The following is a 19,700-nucleotide window of genomic DNA, read 5'->3' as shown; positions in this document are numbered from 1 at the left end:
GTAGGTTGTCCCTGGTTCCGCGTACTGTTTTATGGCATGTGCAGAAACATCACCGTGCTCCGGGGACTCGAGCCGTCCGCGACCTCCGAGGAGGTCTATGCGGCCGCGTTGCAGTACGTCCGCAAGGTGACGGGAGTCGGCTCGCTGAGCGCGACCACCCGCGCCCCGATCGAGCGCGCGGCCGCCGAGGTCGCCCGCATCACCGAGCAACTCCTCGAGGAGATGCCGGCCCGCCGCAACCCACCCCAGACCGTCCCGCCACTCCGCCGCCCAGAGGTCCGCGCCCGCCTCGGCCTCGACTGACCGTTCGCGCGGAGTAATGTCTGCCCTTGGGAAACGGTTGCCCTAGTTGGTTGCCTTGAGGGAGGCGCGGATGCGGTTCGCGATCAAGACCAGGCCGGAACACACCACCTGGCAGCAGATGCGGGACGTGTGGGTCGCGGCGGATCAGTTCGAGATCTTCGAATCCGCGTGGCACTGGGATCACTTCTATCCGCTCAGCGGTGACATGCAGGGCCCGAACCTGGAGGCCTGGACGACGCTGGCCGCGCTCGCGCAGGCGACGTCCCGGATCCGGCTCGGCTGCCAGGTGACCGGGATGATCTACCGGCATCCCGCCGTGCTCGCGAACATGGCCGCGACCACGGACATCATCAGCAACGGCCGCCTCGAGCTCGGCATCGGCGCCGGCTGGAACGAGATGGAGACCGCGGCGTACGGCATCGAGCTGTACGGCCTGAAGGAGCGTTTCGACCGCTTCGACGAGGGCACGCAGGCGATGATCGCGCTGCTCACCGAGAAGGTCGCGAACTTCGACGGCAAGTACATCAAGCTCACCGAGGCGTACTGCAACCCGAAGCCGGTGCAGACGCCGCACCCGCCGATCACGATCGGCGGCAAGGGCCCGAAGCGGACGCTCCGCGCGGTCGCCAAGTGGGCGCAGCAGTGGAACGTCATCGTCCCGAACCCGCAGGAGTGGAAGCCGCTCAAGGACGTCCTGGTCCAGCGGTGCGAGGAGGTCGGGCGCGACGTCAACGAGATCACCTGCTCGGTGAACGTCCGCATCGACCCCGACAGCCCGCTCGACAAGGCGGTCGCCGAGGCCGCGGCGTACGGCGAGGTAGGCGTCGACCTGGTGATCATGAACCTTCCGCTGGACGCAGGGCCGTCCGTGCTCGAGCCGCTCGCGAAGGCACTCGCTCCACTCGCTTAGATTTAGCCCTGTGGACAGGGAGGAGTACGTCGAGGCCGTGCTGCAGGCCGTGGAGTCGATCCCGGAGGGCAGCGTCGCGACGTACGGCGACATCGCGGAGTACGTCGGGCAGGGCGGACCGCGGCAGGTCGGGGCGATCATGCGCGAGTACGGCGCGAGTGTGCCGTGGTGGCGGGTGATCCGCGCGTCCGGCGTACCGGCGGACGAGGTCGGCGACGAGCAACTGCACCTGCTGCGCTCGGACGGCGTCCGGGTCAGCAACGGCCGCGTCAACCTGCGCGAAGCCCGCTGGGACCCCGAGGACTGACACCGGCGGCGCGGAGACCCCGCCCCGGGTCCCCGCGCCGCCGATGGGCTTCTGCTACTCGCCGTTCAGTGACGTGCCTGCCTGCGAGGTGCGCAGGAAGTAGTTCGGGTCGTTGAACGTGCCGGGCACCTTGCCCAGGCTTTGGATGGCCGTGCTGGTTCCGTTGGCGTGGCCGACGGCGTACAGGTACGCCGACCCGCTGTCCTTGTCGATCGCGGCGAGCAGTGTGCTCTGCGTGCCGCACTTCTCCGCGACGATCGCCTCGAAGCCCTGCCAGGTCGAGGACCGGACGACCTTCACCACCGGCGTCAGCGGCGAGGTGACCGGGATGTGGATCGTGTAGAGCGCACCGGCCTTCGTGGTCGCCAGGAAGGTGTCGTACGTCGCCGTCGTACTGATCATCGTCATCGTCTTCACGGCCGAGAACCCGCCGTACAGACCGAGCGGGTGGAACCCTTCGGCGTCCCGCTTCCAGCGTGCCAGCACGCCGTCGTCACGCATCGCATAGAAGTACTGCCGCGTCGGCGAGGCGCCCTTCGGGTACGCCGCCCGCTCGATCGAGGTGTACCCGTTCATGTCGGTCATCGCCAGCCCACGTCCCCACCACGGTCCGCCCGGCACATTGTTGATGACCGTGCTGTACAGAGTGTCGCCGTACAACGCATAGCCGCTGTCGGAGCTGCCGCCCTCGGGCTCGGGCTTGAACTCCCACGTCGCGCTGGCCCGGGTCTCACCGGGCTGGGCGACCTGCGGGCCGACCCGGCGTTCGCTCGCGACCGGCGGGCTCGCGGCGGACAGAACCTGGTCGACGTAGTTGCCCTGCGCGGTGATCGAGCCGAGATCCAGCGAGCAGATCGACTGGACTTTCGGATTCGCTGCGTCGGCGGTCGCGGTACCGAGACCTGCCAGTAGAACAGCCGCCCCCAGGAGGGCGGCGGTGTGCCGCATCGTCCTCATTCGGTGCTCCTTGTGTGTTGGTGTTGCCGTCGTGGAACTCGATGCGGAGCGCAGTGGAAAAGTTACGGAGTGCCTTAGGTCCTGTCTGGTGGTCCAGCGCCTACTGCGGGGCACTCGGCACGGCACCTCGCCGCACGGGTGCAAAGGCCACGATGCTCCGCATCGAGACCTTCGCCCCCCGCACGCCGATGCACCGCACCGAGCACCTCCTCGCTACGGCGCTGGACCACCAGACAGGACCCATTCGGAAAACGTCGGTGGGGTCTGTTGAGATAGGGCGGTGGTCAGTCGACAGAGGTCCCGGTACCGGTTGGTCCGGGAGGAGCGCCGGAGCGCGGCGGCCCCTGTCCTCGATCCCGATCAGCAAGCCGTGGTGGATCACCCGGGCGGACCTCTGCTCGTGCTCGCCGGGCCCGGCACCGGGAAGACGACGACCTTGGTGGAGGCCGTCGTCGACCGGGTCCGCAATCGTGGGCTGAGTCCGGACGAAGTGCTCGTGCTGACGTTCGGCCGGAAGGCCGCGACCGAGCTGCGGGACCGCATCACCGGCCGCCTCGGGCGGACGACGCGAGTGATGCCGTCAATGACGTTCCATTCGTTCTGCTACGCGTTGCTGCGCCGGTTCACGCCGGCCGACGCGTTCGACGTACCGCTGCGACTTCCTTCCGGTCCGGAGCAGTCGCTGCGGTTGAGTGAGGCGTTGTCGGGAAGTCGTGAGGTCGGTGCGGTGCGCTGGCCGCGCAGTCTGCATCCGGCGTTGAAGACGCGTGGCTTCACCGACGAGGTGCAGGCGGTGATCGGCAAGGCGCGGCAGTTGGGTCTCGACCCGGAGGACCTGTCCGCGATCGGGCGGTCGGCGGAGCGGTCCGAATGGGTCGCGGTCGGCGACTTCTTCGAGGAGTACCTGCAGATCCTCGACGCGGAACAGGTCCTGGACTACTCCGAGCTGATTCATCGCGCGGTGATCCTGGCGCAGCAGCCGCAGGTGCAGGCGAAGCTGCGGACCGAGTTCAAAGCGGTGTTCGTGGACGAGTACCAGGACACCGATCCCGGTCAGACGAAGCTGCTGCAGGCGATCGCGGGTGACGGTCGCGACCTGGTCGTCGTCGGCGATCCGGACCAGTCGATCTACACGTTCCGTGGGGCGGACGTGCGCGGACTGCTGCGGTTCACCGACGAGTTCCGGACCCGCGACGGCGCGGAGGCAGCCCAGATCGCTCTGGGTACGACGCGACGCTTCGGGACCACGCTGCAACGCGTGTCGCGCAACGTTGTCAACCGGCTCGGCGTACCGGGGTCGCTGGATCGGGACACGTTCGAGCGGTTCCGCAACCCAGATGCCTCGTCATGTGTCTTCGGCCCCGGAAAGGTCGAGGCGAACCTGTACTCGACCAGTGGCGCGGAGCTCGAGCACATCGCGGACCTGCTGCGGCGTGCGCACGTTCAGGACGGCATCGGGTGGAGCGAGATGGCGGTGCTCGTTCGGTCCGGGCGCCGTTCGATTCCACCGTTGCGACGGGCGTTGGCCGCGGCCGGTATTCCGGTGGACGTCGCGGGCGACGAGCTGCCGTTGTCCCGTGAGCCCGCCGTACGGCCGATGTTGCTGGCGTTGCGAGCGGTGGCCGACCCGGACACGTTGACCGTCGATGTCGTACGGGCGTTGGCGCTGTCGCCTTTGGGCGCTATGGACGCGGGGCAGTTGCGACGGCTGGCACGGGTGCTACGCCGACGCGACCGGGACGCGGCGGCTGGGCTGCGGTTGCCGCGGTCGTCGGACGAGCTGTTGCGGGAAGCGCTGCTGAACCCGTTGATGCTCGACGAGGAGGCGTCACCGGCCGAGGCGCGGTTCGCGGCCCTCGGTGAGCGGTTGCTCAAGGCAAGGAACATCGTGACCGCGGGCGCGGCGCCGGACGAGGTGATGTGGTCGCTGTGGTCGGAGTCGCCGTGGTTGCGGCGGCTGCGCGGGCAGGCCACGTCTGGTGGTGAGACCGCCCGGACTGCGAACCGGGACCTGGATTCGTTGTGCGCGTTGTTCGATGCAGCCGGCCGGGCGGAGGAGCAAGTCGGGTTCAAGGGGGTTTCGGCGTTCCTGTCGGAGTTGGAGTCGCTGGACATCGCGGGGGACAACCGGTTCGACGGGACGTACCGCGAGGCCGGCGTACAGCTGATGACGGCGCACCGGTCGAAGGGTCTGCAGTGGCGGCTCGTTGTCGTCGCTTCGGTGCAGGAGGGGCAGTGGCCGGACCTGCGGCGGCGCGGATCGTTGCTGGAGCCGGACCGGTTGGGGCATGACGGGTTGATCGATCGTTTGTCGGCGGGCGCGATGCTGGCCGAGGAGAGACGGTTGTTCTACGTCGCGATCACTCGTGCCCGGGAGCGGTTGATCGTGACCGCCGTACAGGCGCCTGAGGCCGACGGTGATCAACCGTCCCGATTCCTTGCCGAGCTGGACATTCCTTTGAAACTGGTCGCCGGGCGGCCACGACGGCCGTTGTCGTTGCCGGGTCTGGTGGCAGACCTGCGGTGCGTGCTCGCGGATCCGGCGTCGTCGCCCGCGTTGAAGCGAGTCGCGGCGGACCGGTTGGCGTTGTTGGCTTCGGCTGTCGACGACCGCGAACATTCCTTGGTCCCGACGGCCGACCCGTCGCGGTGGTGGGGCGTGCGAGAGCGGACCGAGTCGGTGCGGCCGATCGCGGACCCCGAGCAACCGGTCCCGTTGTCGGGGAGTGCCTTGACGACGATCGTGGACTGCCCGTTGCGGTGGTTCCTGACCCGGCGGGCCGGTGGGGAGACGCCGAGTACGTCGGCGATCGGGTTCGGAATGGTCCTGCACACGCTCGCCGATGCCGTCGCGACCGGGACATTGCCGCCGTCGGTCGACGAGCTGAACGGGTGGCTGGACAAGGTGTGGACGCAGCTCGACTTCGAGTCCGCGTGGATCTCGGACCGGGAGCGGATCGAGGCGGAGCAGGCGTTGCGGCGGTTCGTCGCGTGGCACGAGGGGCGGCCGGACCGGACGCTGGTCGGGACAGAAGTGGACTTCGACGTACTGCTGCCGGACGAGGAGCACCCGGCGGTTCGGGTGAAGGGCCGGATGGACCGCGTCGAAACGGACCCTGAAGGCACGGTCCGGGTGGTCGACCTGAAGACCGGGCGGAACATTCCGACCAAGCCGGCGCTGGAACGGCACGTCCAGTTGGCGATCTACCAGCGCGCGATCAACTCGCGGCAGCTGAAGAACCTCGGCGAGGAGGCGGTCGCCGGCGGGGCCGAGCTCGTCCAGCTCCGCCACGACGACAACGGCGGATTCCCGAAGGTCCAGCACCAGGGTCCGTTGGAAGCTTCTGAGGACGGCCGCACCTGGCTCGACGACGCGGTCGACGACGCCGAGTCGATGATCCGCACCGAACATTTCACCGCCCAACGCAACGACGGCTGCAACCGCTGCGAAGCCCGCGCACTCTGCCCCATCCAGCCAGAAGGCCGGGAGATCGTCTGATGGTTCAGCTGCGGTCTACGGCCGAGTTGTGCGACCTGTTGGGGATCCCGTTCTCGGATCAGCAGCTGGCGGCCATCACTGCTCCGTTGGCGCCGGGGGTGATTGTGGCGGGGGCCGGGTCGGGGAAGACGACGGCGATGGCGGCCCGAGTCGTGTGGCTGATCTGCACGGGGCAAGTGAAACCCGAGGAAGTGCTGGGGCTGACGTTCACCAAGAAGGCGGCGAACGAGCTCGACGTCCGGATCCGCGACGACCTGACGAAGGCCGGCGTACTCGGATCGACGCTGCCGAGGGACCAGCACCCGATTCTGGCCGCGCACCTGCGCAGCAACGTCCCCAACTGGGAGCCCGAAGAGCCGGGCGAGCCCGTCGTGTCGACGTACCACGCGTTCGCCGGCACGTTGATCGCGGAGCACGGCCTCCGACTCGGCCTCGAGCCGGACTCCCGCGTGCTCGCCGACGCCACCCGGTTCCAGCTGGCAGGCCGCGTCGTACGGCGGTCCGCCGGGCCGATCCGCTTCGCCTCGCACCACGTGCCGACCCTCGTCAACAGCTTGCTCGCTCTCGACGGTGAGCTCGCGGATCACCTGCTCCGTCCCGACGACATCCGCGAGCACGACGACGCCGTACGGCAAGAGGTCGCGGCGGCGCGCAAGCAGACGGTTGAGGTTCGCAAGCTCGCCGAGACGGCGTTGAAGCGGGGGGAGATCCTGCAGCTCGTCGAGGAGTACCAGGCGTACAAGGGGGAGCGCGGCGTCGTCGACTTCGCCGACCAGATGGCGCTCGGGGCGCGGCTCGCTGAGGAGTGTCCGGAGGTCGCCGCGGTCGAGCGGTCGCGGTACAAGGTCGTGCTGCTCGACGAGTACCAGGACACGTCCGTTTCGCAGCGCCGCATGCTGACCGCACTGTTCGCCGCGGGCGACGGACGCGGCCATCCGGTCACCGCGGTCGGCGACCCGTGCCAGGCGATCTACGGTTGGCGAGGTGCCTCCGTCGCGAACCTGGACGAGTTCCCGACGCATTTCCCACAGGCTGACGGGTCGCCGGCTCAGCGGTATGTGCTGAGCGTCAACCGCCGCTGCGGCAGTCGCATTCTCGCGGCGGCGAACCAGCACGCGGCCGAGCTCTACGAGCAGCACCCCGGCGTCATCCCGCTCGAGGCCCCCGCGAACGCTCCGGAGGGCGCGATCACGGTCGGGTTGTTCGAGACCCGCTCGCAGGAGATCGAATGGGTCGCCGACGCGATCGTCGCCGCGCACCGCACCCGCAACCGCCGCTGGAAGGACATCGGCATCCTGATGCGGACGAACGTCGATCTCAGCGCGGTGCACGAGGCGCTGATCGCACGCAAGGTCCCGGTCGAGGTCGTCGGCCTCGGCGGTCTGCTCGCGCTCCCCGAGGTCGTCGACGTCGTCGCGACCCTGCAAGCCGTCAACGACCTGACCGCGAACGCGGCGATGCTCCGGATCCTCACCGGCCCGCGGTACCGGATCGGTCACCGCGACCTTGCCCTGCTCGCCAACCGGGCCCGTGCGCTCGCCGACGCAGGCTCGCACCAGACGGATGACTTGGTGGCCGCTTTGGATGCGGCCGTCGCCGGGATGGATTCGACCGAGGTCATCTCGCTCGCCGAGGCGGTCGACGATCCGGGTCTGTCAGCGTACGCGCCGGAGGCCCTGCCCCGTTTCCAGGAGCTGTCGGTCGAGCTTCGCGAGCTGCGTGCGCACGCGGCCGAGCCGCTGCTCGACCTGGTCCGCCGGGTGATCAGCACGATCGGGCTGGACGTCGAGCTGACCGCGACCCCCGATCACGTCGACGCCGGGCGCCGCGATCACCTCGCCGCGTTCCTGGACGCCGTGGGCAACTTCGTGTCGACCGAGTCGGACGGATCGCTCGACGGTCTGCTCGCGTACCTCGCGGCCGAGGAGGAGTACGCCGCCGGCCTCGACCTCGCCGTACCGAGTGAAGCCGACTCGGTGAAGCTGCTCACCACACACCGGTCCAAGGGCCTGGAGTGGCCGGTCGTCTTCGTACCGACGCTGGTGTCCAAGGTGTTCCCGTCGGACCGCGGGCGCGACAAGTGGACGACGAACGCGAAGGTGCTGCCGTGGCCGTTGCGCGGTGACGCCGACACGCTGCCGGATATCCACGACCTGTCGAACGCCGGACTGAAGGCGTTCGCGGACGAGTGCAAGAACGTGAACGCACTGGAGGAGCGGCGGCTCGGGTACGTCGCGTTCACACGGGCGAAGGAACTACTGGTGGCGACCGGGCACTGGTGGGGTCCGACGCAGAAGCGTCCGCGCGGTCCCTCGTCGTACCTCTCGGTGCTGAAGAAGCACGCCGGGGAGCGTGTGATCGAGTGGGCGGAGCAGCCGGAGCTGACGGCGGAGAACCCCGAGTTGGCCGAGCAGACACAGGCGCCGTGGCCGACGCCGTACGACGTGGACTCGTTCCAGCGACGGTTGGAGTCGGCTGCTCTGGTGCAGCTGTCGCGCACGGAGGGTCCGTCGGTCGAGGCGGAGGAGTCGCTGCTGCTGGACGAGCAGGCGACGGTCGCGCGCTGGGACTCGGAGCTCGAGCGATTGTTGTCCGAGGCAAGGGAAAGCCGGAGCAGGAAGGCGTTCGACGTGGCGCTGCCGGCCGCGCTGTCCGCGACGCAGATGATGCGACTGGCGAAGGACCCGGACGGGCTGGCTGCCGAGCTGGCCCGCCCGATGCCGCGCAAACCCAATCGGGCCGCACGTTTCGGGACCCGGTTCCACGCGTGGGTGGAGAGCTACTTCGGTCAGCAACTGCTGCTCGACCCGGACGACCTCCCCGGTGCCGCGGACGAGGACATCGTCGACGACACCGACCTCACCGACCTGATGGACGCGTTCCGCGACGGCCCGTTCGGCGACACCACGCCGTACGAGATCGAGGCCCCGTTCGCCCTCGCCCTCGACGGCCGGGTCGTCCGCGGCCGCATCGACGCCGTCTACCAGATCGTCCGCCCCGACGGCTCCCGCGGCTACGACGTCATCGACTGGAAAACCACCCGAGGCGAAACCGCCGACCCTCTCCAGCTAGCCATCTACCGAGTCGCCTGGTCCGAACTCATGAACATCCCCCTCAACCAGGTAACAGCCGCCTTCTACTACGTCCGCACCGCCGACATCATCCGCCCCGAAAACCTCCCCGACAAACAACAACTAACCACCCTCCTCAACGGCTGACCTCAACACGCACAGCAAACGGAACCTCGGCCTCGAACACCCCACCTTCAGTGACAACAACACGCTCGACGTACCGACCGCCGGTACTCCGGCGCGCTCGTACAGCACAGGCTTGAGCAAGCTGCCTCCGTCGACAGCTCGTACCGCGCTCCCTCGTCCGGCGCTTCGTCGAGGTCAGCAGTCGTGAATTCACCCGGTTCGACAGGCCACATGGTCCGACTCTGCACCTGGCAGGCCCAAGCACGGGAGGGCAGATGAGCATCTGCCCCAGGTTGCCCCGCAGTTGCTCCTAGACGACGACGTCGGCCGGAACGACGCGGACCGGGAACGGCAGGTCGGCATCGAACGCTTCCTTGCCGGTGACAACTGCCCGCTCGACGTACGTGTCACCGTCGAGTTCGAGCACGGTGAGCTCTTCCTCGGCCGGGTCGAAGATCCAGTACGACGCGACGCCGGCCTGCTCGTACAGGCGCCGCTTGAGGACCCGGTCCGCCAGGCTCGTCGACTGCGACAGGACCTCGACCGCCAGCAGCAACGGCTTCTCGATCGTCTTGTGCCCGACGTCCCTCCGGTAACAGACGAGCACGTCAGGCTGTACAGACCGCGTCGGCGTCGGCCGGTAGTCCGTCGGTGCGACCAACACCTTCAGGTCGTCCGGGCAGCGATGCCGAAGAAGATAAGCGAGCTCGACCACCACAGTCTGATGGACCGTCAATGGCGCGGGGGTCACCAGCAGCATCCCGTCGACCACCTCGTAGCGATTCCCGTCGTCGGGAAGCGTTTCGAGATCGGCCAGCGTGAAATGACCCGGCTCAAGTGTTTCCACGTATCCCATGGTGGTGCCTCCTTCTCGATCACACAACCAGCATGGCGGTGCGTGGTGAGTGGTTGGTGCCGTTTCGGGGATCTGCCCCTGGATGCCCCGGGATTCCCCGTTGGGTGGGTCATTTGGTGTGGGTTGCGGGGGAGAGGGTGATGGGGAACGGGTGGGTGGCGTGGAAGGTTTCGTCGGATTGGATGACGGCTTGGCAGGTGTAGCCGGTGGGGGTGAGTTCGAGGATGGTGAGTTCTTGGGTGGTGGGGTCGAAGAGCCAGTACGACGGGATGTGGTGGCGTTCGTACAGGGATCGTTTGAGGACTACGTCGGTGGTGCGGGTGGCGGGGGAGAGGACCTCGACTGCTAGGAGGGGCGGCTGGGTGGCGGGTACGTTGCGGTGGCAGACGAGGAGGTCGGGGCGGAGGGTGGTGTGGGTTGTGGGGCGGAAGGTGATCGAGCCGACGGCCACCAGCAGGTCGGGTGGACAGGCTTGTTTGAGGGCGACCATGAGCCCGATCACCGCCGCGTGGTGCGCGGGTGGCTGTTTGCCTGTGACGAGCAGGCGGCCGTCGGCGATCTCGTAGTGGTGGTCGAGGCGGAGTGGGGCGCTGGTGATCACCGCACCAGAGTGACCGAATTCTCGCCGGCGCCGCGCGGGTTATCCACAGGCGCGAAGGAAGGGAACGGCGGTCGTGGGGACGTGAGGGCGACGAACGACGGTTCGGTCGCCAGAACGTCCAGCGCGTCCCAGAGTTCGAGGCCCTGTGTCACAGGAGCCGCGAGTACGGCGCCGTGGAAGACGACCCGCCCGCCCTCGATCAGGGTGGGAACGACGGGTACGCCGGACAACGCCGCGTTGGACGCCTCGATGGCTGCGTCCCAACGAGGATCGTCGGCAGCCTCCAGCCAGGACCCCTCCAGCCCGGCTGTCGCCACAGCGCCTTCCAACGTGTCGTTCGACGGCGCCTGTGGCGGTCCCGGGACGAACACGCGGTTGCCCCAGGCCAGGTACAGCCGCTCGATCGCGTGCTCCTGATCGCCCGCCCGGAGTGCCTCGAAGACGCGCAGTAGCCGCAGCGATTGCTTGCTGGCGGCAACGGCGATCATCCGGACGAACTCGGGCACCTCGTCCAGTTGCCGGTCGCCGTCGCGCATCCAGAGGCTGTACGACCGGAAGGTCAGCCGCAGCCCCCGCTCCGGTGCCACAGCGGTCAGCCAGCGCACCGCCAGCCAGCTCCACGGGCACGCCGGGTCGGCGTACAGGTCCAGCGATCGACCAGGCGTGATTGTCATCAGATCCCCCGTCTGTTCATAAGAGTTAGACTCTGATGAACAGAGTGATAGCCTGACGGTGTGACTGTCAAGGACTCACACCGTGCCCGGCAGGCGCAGGCGACGAAAGAGCAGGTGGCGCGGGCCGCGCGCGAGCTGTTCCGGCAGCAGGGGTACGTCGCCACCACGATCGCGGCGATCTCCGACGCGGCGCAGATCCCGGTGCAGACGATCTACTCGGCGTTCGGGAACAAGCCGGCCGTCCTGCGCGAGATCGCGCGGATCTGGATCGCTGAGGCGGACACCCGGCGACTCGCCCAGGAGTCACTCGCCCTGACCGACCCTGCCGAGCGATTGCGGGCGGCCGCGCACTGGCAGACCCGCCAGTTCGTGACCGGCATCGACGTGATCCAGATCTACCAGGAGGCCGCGCGAGCGGACCCGCGGATGGCTGCCGAGCTGCAGAGCGTCTGGGCCGCTCGCGAGCACGAACTCAAGCTGTACCTCGAGTCCTTCGAAGGCGACCTCACCCAACCGCAGGGCCGCGCGCTCGACATCTTCCTCGCCTGCACCGCCGCCGAGGTCTACCACCTGCTGGTCCTGGAGCGAGCGTGGTCGATCCAGGACTACGAGACCTGGCTCGGCGACACCCTGGTCAGTCAGCTGCTCCCGTGACGAGAGGGTTGGCCAGAGTCCCGACGAACTGCAGCGAGCCGGCAACGTCGGTCAGGTCGACCATTTGCTGGTTGTTCTTCAGTTGAAGCCTGTTCAGGCAGGAGAGGGCGAACTCCGGCGCGAAGATGTCGTACTTCGCGAAGGCTTCCGCCAGTTCGGGGGTCGCGGACTGGTAGTCGCGGATCGCGTCGGTCACCACGGTCCAGAACTCCCCAGGCGTCAGCAGCCCCTCCCGATCCAGCAGCGGTGACAGGAACCGGAAGATGCAGTCGAAGACGTCGGTGAAGATCGACAGCAGCTTCTCGTCGTCCGGTACGTCGGCCCGCACCCGCTCGGCCTCGGCCGGCACGGGAGTCGAAGAACGAAGTACGGCGATCTCCTCGGCGATGTCCTTCATGATCACCCGGATCGGAATCGCGTCCCGCAGTACGAGGATCAGGTTCTCGCCGTGCGGCATGAACACCAGCTCGTACGCGTAGAAGCTGTGCAGCAACGGGATCAGATAAGCGTCGACGTACGCGCGCAACCAGTCCGCCGGCGCCAAACCGGACGCCCGTACCAGCGCCGCGGCCACCGACGCGCCGTGCCGGTCGACGTGCAGCAGCGACGCCATCGTCGCCAACCGCTCGCCGGACTCCAGCGACGGCACGGGGCTCTCCCGCCAGAGCGCCGACAACATCTTCCGGTACGGCGACGTCTTGTCGGTCGCGTTCTCGTAGTACCGGTTGTGGTACCCGGCCGCCGCGATCTCGCGCAACACGGTGAAGCCGTACCGCTTCAGGACGACGTCGTTCGAGACCACCGAGTGCACCCAGTCGTTGATCGCCGGCGTCGCGGCCATGTACGACGGGGACAGTCCGCGCATGAAGCCCATGTTGAGCACCGACAACGCCGTCTTCACGTAGCACCGCGACGGCTCGGACCGGTTGAAGAACGTCCGGATCGACTGCTGCGGCTGGTACACGTCGTCCGTCGACCCGAGGTGGATGATGTGCCCCTGGGCGACGTCGGCGGCGAACGTGATCGACGTCTTGTTGTCCCACTGCCAAGGATGCACCGGCAGGTACACGTACTCGGCCGGATCAGCGACAGCGGCGAACCGCGCGAGTACGTCGTCCCCCAACTCGGACCGCATCAACTCGTCGAACGCCAAGGACGAACTACAAGAAACCGTGGTCCGGTCCCGCCGGGTCGCGATCCAGGTCAGCTGCACGCCCGCACCGGTCTCCGGCGCATAGGCCAGGTAGTCCGCGAGGCCGAACCCGAGCCGCCCGTTGTTCGCGACGAAGCACGGATGCCCTTCGGTCATCCCGGCCTCGATGGTCTGGAAGTCCGCGGTGACCAGGTCCGCCGCCGTCAGGTCCGGCTTCGACAGTTTGTACGCCGCCGACGCCAGCGTGCTGCTGATCTCCTCCAGGTACACCGGCAGCATCTCGCGCCCGATCCCGAGCTGCTCGTGGAACTCGGTGATGAACTCCAAGGCGTCGACCGGCGCGCGGTCGTCGCGCACGACGTCAGAGACGTCCCAATGATTCAAGGGATAATGCTGCGCCGAGAAGCTGTAGCGGCCGACGGCATATCTATTGCCGACGGCAACAGGTTCGAGAATGCGCTCATGGGTGAACTCGGACAAGGCCTTCCGGACCAAGGCCTGGTTGACTACGGTCCAGTGATTCATCAGCCTGCCTCGTTCATTCGGTGCGCGTCGGCGTACTGGTCACGTGTGCAGAAGCTCAGCCACGCCTGCTTGTCCTGCAACGCCACGATGCTGTGCTTGCGGAACCCCATCCGCGCGTTCAGCGCCTGGATCTTCACGTTCCGTACGTCGGGTTCGACCACGACCCGATCGACCAGCGGGTCGCTGAACAGGCTGTCCATGATCGTCTCGAACACAGCTCCGGTGAAGCCGGGAATCGGCACGGTCGGCGGCCCGACCAGGACGTGCATGCCGATGTCGCCCGGCGCCACGTCGTACGTCCGGCCGACCGCGTCGTACGCCGGCTCGTAGCGCTCCATCAGGAACGCCGGCTGTCCGTCGTGCTCGCCGAGGAGCGCCTGGTGGTGCGCGCTCTCCGCGATCCGGAGGTACTCCGCGTGCACGTCGGCGACGGACGCGGTCAGCAGCCCCCAGTACCGTGCGTACGGCTGGGTGACCCAACTGTGCAGGGTGGTCACGTCCTCGGCGAGGTCGAACGGCCGGAGGCTGAAGGTGCCGAGGCCGGCGACGAAGCGCCGGTACGTCGGCTCGGGCAGTGCTCTGGTCATGGCGGATGCTCCCAGGCTGGGCGGGCGTGTTAGCTAAGGCTTACCTTACCTATCCCGATCCAACCATCCCAGGGCGGACCCGTGAAGTAGCCCGCGCGGCGGATGTGCCGAACCGCACATCCTGCCTACGTTGGTGACATGTTGATCGCCGAAGACCTGCTGTTGCTCCTGTACGACGACGAGACCGGCAAGCCCGTCGCCGGGTCGCCAGGCCTGGACTACGCGCTGGCCGGCGCGGTGCTGATCGAGCTGACGCTGAGCCGGAAGCTCGACATCACCATCGACGGCAAGACCGGCCGTCTGCAGGTGCTGGACGGCGCACCGACCGGGGACCCGATCCTGGACGAGCGCCTCGCGTACGTGGTCAACAAGCCTGGGAAGAAGCCGAAGGACCAGATCGGTGCGCTCTCGAAGCGGCTGCGCAACCAGCTGCTGGCGCGGCTCGCGGAGCGGGGTGTGCTGGAGGAGGACCAGGGCAAGGTGCTTGGCCTGTTCCCGGTGACGCGTTGGCCCGCCAAGGACGCGCGGCACGAGCAGGACGTTCGCACCCGGCTGGAGAGCGTGCTGAAGGTCGGTACGGCGCCGGACCAGCGCACCGCTGCGTTGATCGCCCTCCTCAGCGCGCTGAACGTCGTACCGAAGGTCGTCACGGATGCGGTCGACAAGAAGGCGCTGAAGCAGCGGGCGAAGGAGATCGCCGACTCGGACTGGGCTGCCGCTGCAGTGAAGAAAGCAGTCGCCGAAATGCAGGCCGCCGTCACAGCGGCCATCGTGGTGGCGTCGACCGCCGGGGCGTCAGGTAGCAGCTAGCCGGGCCTTGATGTCCGGCTTGACCACCTTGCCGACCTTGGAGCGTGGCAGGTCGGGCCAGACGAGCACCTCCTTCGGCGCCTTCACACTGCCGATGCGTGCCTTCGCGAACGCGATCAGCTCGTCCGGCTCGACCACACTGCCCGGCTGGAGCTGTACGACGGCCACAACCCGCTCGCCCCACTTCTCGTCCGGCAGACCGATCACTGCGCAGTCCTGTACGTCGGAGTGCGCCATCAGCGCCTGCTCGACCTCCGTGGAGTACACGTTGAAGCCGCCGGAGATGATCATGTCCTTCGCCCGGTCGACGATGTAGAGGTAGTTGTCGTCGTCCAGGTACCCGATGTCGCCGGTGTGGTGCCAGCCGTACGCCGAAGCCGTTGCGGTGGCCTCGGCGTTCCGGTAGTACCCCTGCATCACCAGCGACCCGCGCACCACGATCTCACCGCGCTCACCGTGCGGGAGCAGTGTGCCGTCGGCGCCCATGATCGCCACCGTGACCAGCGGGGACGGCCGTCCCGCGGATGACAGCCGTCCCCGCGCAATATGGCCTGCGGCGTCGAAATGTTCAGCGGGCGGCAGCATCGAGATCATCATCGGCGCCTCGGTCTGCCCGAACAGCTGGGCCATCACCGGACCGATCCGCTGCAGCGCCTCCTCGAGCCGGGCGACCGACATCGGCGCAGCGCCGTACCAGAAGCACCGCAGCGACGACAGGTCCGTGGAGTCGAGCTCCGGCGCCGCCAGCACCATGTAGATCAGCGTCGGCGGCAAGAACGTGTGCGTCACCCCGTGCCGCGGTATCAGCTCCAGGAACGCATGTACGTCGGGAGCTCGCATGATCACGATCTCGCCGCCGGACGCGAGCACCGGGAAGCACAGCACACCTGCCGCGTGTGTCAGCGGTGCCAGCGCCAGGTAGACCGGTCGCTCGCCGAACGGGTACCCGATCAGCGTGAGCGCGGTCATCGTCTCCAGGTTGCTGTTGCCGAGCATGACCCCCTTGGGGCGTCCCGTCGTACCTCCGGTGCCGACGATCATCGCGAGGTCGTCGGGGGAGGTCAGATCGGGTGCCGGCTGGGACGCGCCCCCGCAGAACGCGTCCCAGCCGACAGTTCTCCGGCCGCTGGGGTGGGGGGTCGGGCCGGAGCTGGAGGGCTCCCCGTCGAGGCAGACAAAGGTGTGCACCTTCGGCAGTGAGTCCCGAATGCGGTCCACCAGCGGCGCGAACGCCGACTGGTAGATCAGTACTTCGCAGTCGAACTGGTCGAGCAGTTCACGGTTCTCGGCGGCCTCGTTGCGCGGGTTGATCGGGCACCAGACCGCACCGGCCCGGCTGATCCCGAACACGCAACTGAACGCCACCGGGTCGTTCGCGGACAGGATCGCCACCTTGCCGCCCGGTTGTACGCCGGTTGCCGCCAGCGCGCCCGCGATCCGGTACGAGAGCTGCTGTACGTCGGCGTACGTCAGCGTCTCGCCGTCCGTGGTCAGGCAGGAGGCATCCGGCGCCAACGATGCGCCCTTGTCCAGGTAGTCGACCAGCCGCACGGCAACTCCTTTTAGCTCTGCACCGTCAGCTGCGGCTCGGACACCAGCCCGAAGCTCCGCAGTACGCCGAGGAGCTCGCGATGACCGAATGCCTGGCAGCCACTCGCGAAACCGACCCGCTTCGGAGGCGTCTGCAGCAGCGAGTACGCCGCGAACGCCTGGAGCAGACCGGTCTGCTGGTAGTTGCTGTTGCCGTGGATGACACAGTGCGCCCGTCCGAGCGGCCCGGACGCGTGCACGGAGTCCAGCGTCTTGTTGACGCGCGGGTTCTCCCGGGGCGGCATCTCGTTCATCACCTGGCGAGCGGTCTCGGTCAGCGCGGTGTCGCGGTCCTCGGGAGACATGTCCTTCGTGGCTTCCAAAGCCGCTGCAACGATCTGCGGGACCCCGTTCATCAGCGCGGCGTTGAACACACCGCCCTGTGCCTTGCAGTTCGCCACCCGTGGATCGCGCTTGAACCACACCGGGTGCGACATGCCGCCCCAGGGCAGCGACAGCGCGAGCTCGTGCTGGCCGGGAACCACCAACGACACCAGGCCCTGCGTGGGGAACTCGGCGTACTGGTTGTTCTCCAGGTAGTGCGCCTTCGACGTCGCAGCGTTCACCAGAATCGTGCGGGTCGAGGCGATGGTCGGGCTGCCGCCCCAGAACACGGCGATGTCCAAGGTGTCCAGACCGGGCTGTTCGAGGCACAGCTGCGCAGCGATCTCGCTGGTGGTGTACATCTGCGCGATACCCGGGGCCAGCACCAAGTTGGCCTCAGCGAACTGCGGACCGTACTTCTCGTCGCAGGTCATCAGCCAGTCCTGCTCACCGGTCGTGTCGGTGTAGTGCGCACCTGCTGCGAGTGCTGCTTCCACAGCCGCCGGACCGAGCTCACTGAACGGTCCGACCGTGTTCAGTACGACGGAAGCGCCCTTGAACAGATCGGTGAGTGAAGCGACGTCGTGGTCGACTGCTGCGACCTCGTAGTCGGCTGTCTCGATGCCAGGGACATGCGAGTCCATAGAAGCCTTGAGCTTCGCCTCGTCACGTCCCGCCGCGACAAAGGGGACGTGGTACTGGCGCAGGTACTCGCAGACCAGGCGACCGGTGTAGCCGGAGGCGCCGTAGACGACAACAGGCTTCGCCATCACATCCCCATTCCGCCGTCGACGGGCAGACCGATGCCGGTGATGAACCGGGACTCGTCGGAGGCGAGGAAGACGACCGCGTCGGCCATGTCCGCGACCTCGCCGAGCCGGCCGGCCGGTGTCAGTCCGATGACCGCGGCGACCGCGGCGTCGGGCGACTCGAACAGTCCGAGCTGGGCCACGTCGTTCGCCAGGCCGGCGCCCATCGCGGTCGGGACCAGGCCCGGGTAGATGCAGTTGACGCGGACGCCGTACCCGAGCTTGCCGGACTCCATCGCGGCGACCTTGGTCAGCCGGTCGACGGCGGACTTGGTCGCGGAGTACACGGCGATGCCGGGGAACGCAATGGTGGCGGCGACCGACGCGACGTTGATGATCGCACCGCCCTGGCCGGCCAGGCCTTCGGGACGCATCGTCCGCAGGCCCCACTTGATGCCGAGCGTGGTGCCGAGGACGTTGACCTCGAGCATCTTGCGGATCTGGTCCGCGGTGACCTCGGTGAGCAGACTGGTGATCTCGATCCCCGCGTTGTTCACCAGGATGTCGAGTCCGCCGAGGATGTCGTTCGCGGCGACGACCGCGTTCTCCCAGTCGCCGTCGTCGGTGATGTCGTGGGCCACGAAGCCGTTGCCCGCGCCGTACTCCTTGTCGAGCGCGTCGGCGACCGCTTCGCCTAAGTCCTTCTGGATATCGCTGATCACGACTTTGGCGCCGGCGGCCGCGAGGGCTTTCGCCATTCCCTCGCCGAGTCCCTGCGCTCCGCCGGTGACCAAGGCCTTGCGGCCGGAGAGATCGAGTGAACCCATCTGAAGCTCCTTTGCTCTGCACGGGTTGTTCACACTTTGGCCAGCCTTTTGACAGTCGTCAAGACTTTGTTTGACACTTGTCAAGAAATCTCCCCGCTCCGGGACGCGCCTGGCCCGGGGCGGGGTACTCTGGCGCATCGGGTCCGAGCACGAGAGTGGGTGATTGCGTGGCGTCCGCTGCTGAGGAGCGGCCTGCCCGTGTCTCCGGGATCGACAAGATCGAACGCCGCCGGGTCGCGCTGGCGGAGTCCGCGCTGAAGACGCTGGGTGAGCTCGGGTACGCGCGCACCAGCCTGCGCGAGATCGCGAACAACTCCGAGTTCACGCACGGCGTCGTGCACTACTACTTCCGCGACAAGATCGACCTGATCAGCTACTGCGTGCGCTACTACAAGACCAAGTGCGCCCGGCGGTACGACGAAGTGGTCGAGACCGCGTCGTCCGCCGACGAGCTCGCGACCGGCTTCCTGGGCAAGATGACCCAGACGCTGGTCGAGGAGACCCCGATGCACAAGCTCTGGTACGACCTGCGGGCGCAGAGCATGTTCGAGGAGCAGCTCCGCCCGGACGTCGAGGCGATCGACCTGCTGCTCGAAGAGATGATCTGGCGGATCCTGACCCGGTACGCCGATCTCACCGGCACCACACCGGTCGTGGACGCGCCGACGGCGTACGCGCTGGTCGACGGCCTGTTCGAGCAGGCCGTGGTCGGCTACGCCGCGAACCCGGAGAAGGTCCCGGACCTGCTGACCGGCCGCATCATGCAGGTCCTGCCGAAGCTGGTCGCGGCGTAGCCCACAGCTGTTACTCGGCGCCGCAGTTCGCCTTGCAGAGCTTGTCGGTCAGCGTGAGGATCGCGCCCGGTGCCTCGGAGTCCGTCTCGGTCGAGAACTCGACGTTCCAGTCTCCGAAGGTCGTCTGCGCCGACGCCTTCCCTGACTGCTGCTTCATCCAGTCGGTGATCTGACCCCGCGGGTTCACGTGCGCCAGTTCCAGCGCCTCCGGTGCGAACTCGGCCAGCCTCGTCGTCGACTCGGTCGCCGGCCCGGCCGCCTGTAGCGAGATCACCGGTGGACGCGGGTGCGTGCCGATCAGCAGCTGGATCGACCGCAGGCCGCTGCTGCAGGTCTCGTACGCCTCGTCGGTGCTGCACTTGTACTGCTTGCCGGTGAGGGCG

18 protein-coding genes are annotated in these 19,700 nt (G+C 67.7%); 8 read left to right on the top strand and 10 right to left on the bottom strand.

Translation table 11 applies throughout. The annotated features are described in order from the left end of the window. Positions 1 to 36: 36 nt before the first annotated feature. The 3 genes from OHB24_RS01615 (at position 37) to OHB24_RS01605 (ending at position 1,520) form a co-directional block, all read left to right on the top strand. Positions 37 to 303, top strand: a complete 267-nt coding sequence (locus tag OHB24_RS01615; RefSeq protein WP_327637110.1) for a DUF2277 domain-containing protein — start codon at positions 37 to 39, stop codon at positions 301 to 303. 70 nt (positions 304 to 373) lie between these two features. Further along, positions 374 to 1,213, top strand: coding sequence for a TIGR03560 family F420-dependent LLM class oxidoreductase (locus tag OHB24_RS01610; protein WP_327637109.1), 840 nt, complete (start codon positions 374 to 376; stop codon positions 1,211 to 1,213). 10 nt (positions 1,214 to 1,223) lie between these two features. After that, complete coding sequence (locus tag OHB24_RS01605) at positions 1,224 to 1,520, top strand: MGMT family protein (protein WP_327637108.1); 297 nt, start codon at positions 1,224 to 1,226, stop codon at positions 1,518 to 1,520. Between the two features lie 54 nt (positions 1,521 to 1,574). Here OHB24_RS01605 and OHB24_RS01600 read toward each other — a convergent pair whose 3' ends face one another. Continuing rightward, positions 1,575 to 2,477 carry a hypothetical protein gene (locus tag OHB24_RS01600; protein WP_327637107.1) on the bottom strand — a complete coding sequence of 301 codons (903 nt, stop codon included), beginning with the start codon at positions 2,475 to 2,477 and terminating at the stop codon, positions 1,575 to 1,577. A 280-nt stretch (positions 2,478 to 2,757) separates the two neighbouring features. Between OHB24_RS01600 and OHB24_RS01595 the strand changes: the two genes are divergently transcribed. Beyond that, positions 2,758 to 5,976, top strand: a complete 3,219-nt coding sequence (locus OHB24_RS01595; protein ID WP_327637106.1) for an ATP-dependent helicase — start codon at positions 2,758 to 2,760, stop codon at positions 5,974 to 5,976. Continuing rightward, on the top strand, positions 5,976 to 9,194 hold the full coding sequence (locus tag OHB24_RS01590; RefSeq protein ID WP_327637105.1) for an ATP-dependent DNA helicase: 3,219 nt from the start codon (positions 5,976 to 5,978) through the stop codon (positions 9,192 to 9,194). The genes OHB24_RS01595 and OHB24_RS01590 overlap by 1 nt, the downstream gene beginning before the upstream one ends. Before the next feature lie 289 nt (positions 9,195 to 9,483). On the opposite strand, the gene OHB24_RS01585 is transcribed toward OHB24_RS01590, so the two are convergent. The 3 genes from OHB24_RS01585 to OHB24_RS01575 form a co-directional block, all read right to left on the bottom strand. Beyond that, positions 9,484 to 10,029: a Uma2 family endonuclease gene (locus OHB24_RS01585; protein ID WP_327637104.1), complete on the bottom strand. Its 546-nt coding sequence runs from the start codon at positions 10,027 to 10,029 to the stop codon at positions 9,484 to 9,486. Between the two features lie 109 nt (positions 10,030 to 10,138). Next, positions 10,139 to 10,630 carry a Uma2 family endonuclease gene (locus tag OHB24_RS01580; protein ID WP_327637103.1) on the bottom strand — a complete coding sequence of 164 codons (492 nt, stop codon included), beginning with the start codon at positions 10,628 to 10,630 and terminating at the stop codon, positions 10,139 to 10,141. Beyond that, positions 10,627 to 11,304 (bottom strand): mycothiol-dependent nitroreductase Rv2466c family protein, encoded by a 678-nt coding sequence (locus tag OHB24_RS01575; RefSeq protein WP_327637102.1) that lies wholly within the window; start codon positions 11,302 to 11,304, stop codon positions 10,627 to 10,629. Before OHB24_RS01575 ends, OHB24_RS01580 begins: the two co-directional genes overlap by 4 nt. 60 nt (positions 11,305 to 11,364) lie before the next feature. On the opposite strand from OHB24_RS01575, the gene OHB24_RS01570 reads away from it, so the two are divergent. Beyond that, a complete protein-coding gene (locus OHB24_RS01570; protein ID WP_327637101.1) occupies positions 11,365 to 11,958 on the top strand; it encodes a TetR/AcrR family transcriptional regulator in 594 nt (197 codons plus the stop codon). Here OHB24_RS01570 and OHB24_RS01565 read toward each other — a convergent pair. Then, on the bottom strand, positions 11,939 to 13,636 hold the full coding sequence (locus OHB24_RS01565) for an IucA/IucC family protein (protein ID WP_327637100.1): 1,698 nt from the start codon (positions 13,634 to 13,636) through the stop codon (positions 11,939 to 11,941). The two genes, OHB24_RS01570 and OHB24_RS01565, sit on opposite strands and share 20 nt — an antisense overlap. Continuing rightward, positions 13,636 to 14,223, bottom strand: coding sequence for a GNAT family N-acetyltransferase (locus tag OHB24_RS01560; RefSeq protein ID WP_327637099.1), 588 nt, complete (start codon positions 14,221 to 14,223; stop codon positions 13,636 to 13,638). The genes OHB24_RS01565 and OHB24_RS01560 overlap by 1 nt, the downstream gene beginning before the upstream one ends. 138 nt (positions 14,224 to 14,361) lie before the next feature. On the opposite strand from OHB24_RS01560, the gene OHB24_RS01555 reads away from it, so the two are divergent. Continuing rightward, on the top strand, positions 14,362 to 15,033 hold the full coding sequence (locus OHB24_RS01555; protein WP_327637098.1) for a GOLPH3/VPS74 family protein: 672 nt from the start codon (positions 14,362 to 14,364) through the stop codon (positions 15,031 to 15,033). Here OHB24_RS01555 and OHB24_RS01550 read toward each other — a convergent pair. Genes OHB24_RS01550 through OHB24_RS01540 form a run of 3 tightly spaced genes read right to left on the bottom strand, consistent with a single transcriptional unit; the run spans position 15,019 to position 18,523 of the window. Next, positions 15,019 to 16,584 carry an acyl-CoA synthetase gene (locus tag OHB24_RS01550; RefSeq protein ID WP_327637097.1) on the bottom strand — a complete coding sequence of 522 codons (1,566 nt, stop codon included), beginning with the start codon at positions 16,582 to 16,584 and terminating at the stop codon, positions 15,019 to 15,021. The two genes, OHB24_RS01555 and OHB24_RS01550, sit on opposite strands and share 15 nt — an antisense overlap. An 11-nt stretch (positions 16,585 to 16,595) precedes the next feature. Then, positions 16,596 to 17,717, bottom strand: a complete 1,122-nt coding sequence (locus tag OHB24_RS01545; protein WP_327637096.1) for a DUF5938 domain-containing protein — start codon at positions 17,715 to 17,717, stop codon at positions 16,596 to 16,598. Then, positions 17,717 to 18,523, bottom strand: coding sequence for an SDR family NAD(P)-dependent oxidoreductase (locus OHB24_RS01540; protein WP_327637095.1), 807 nt, complete (start codon positions 18,521 to 18,523; stop codon positions 17,717 to 17,719). Before OHB24_RS01540 ends, OHB24_RS01545 begins: the two co-directional genes overlap by 1 nt. 167 nt (positions 18,524 to 18,690) lie before the next feature. On the opposite strand from OHB24_RS01540, the gene OHB24_RS01535 reads away from it, so the two are divergent. Beyond that, positions 18,691 to 19,317, top strand: a complete 627-nt coding sequence (locus OHB24_RS01535) for a TetR/AcrR family transcriptional regulator (protein WP_327637094.1) — start codon at positions 18,691 to 18,693, stop codon at positions 19,315 to 19,317. A 10-nt stretch (positions 19,318 to 19,327) separates the two neighbouring features. Here OHB24_RS01535 and OHB24_RS01530 read toward each other — a convergent pair whose 3' ends face one another. After that, positions 19,328 to 19,591 carry a hypothetical protein gene (locus OHB24_RS01530; RefSeq protein ID WP_327637093.1) on the bottom strand — a complete coding sequence of 88 codons (264 nt, stop codon included), beginning with the start codon at positions 19,589 to 19,591 and terminating at the stop codon, positions 19,328 to 19,330. Between the last annotated feature and the right edge of the window lie 109 nt (positions 19,592 to 19,700).

It is taken from the genome of Kribbella sp. NBC_00482 (assembly GCF_036013725.1).
Taxonomy (GTDB): domain Bacteria; phylum Actinomycetota; class Actinomycetes; order Propionibacteriales; family Kribbellaceae; genus Kribbella.
This window is presented reverse-complemented; position numbering and strand designations above follow the sequence as displayed.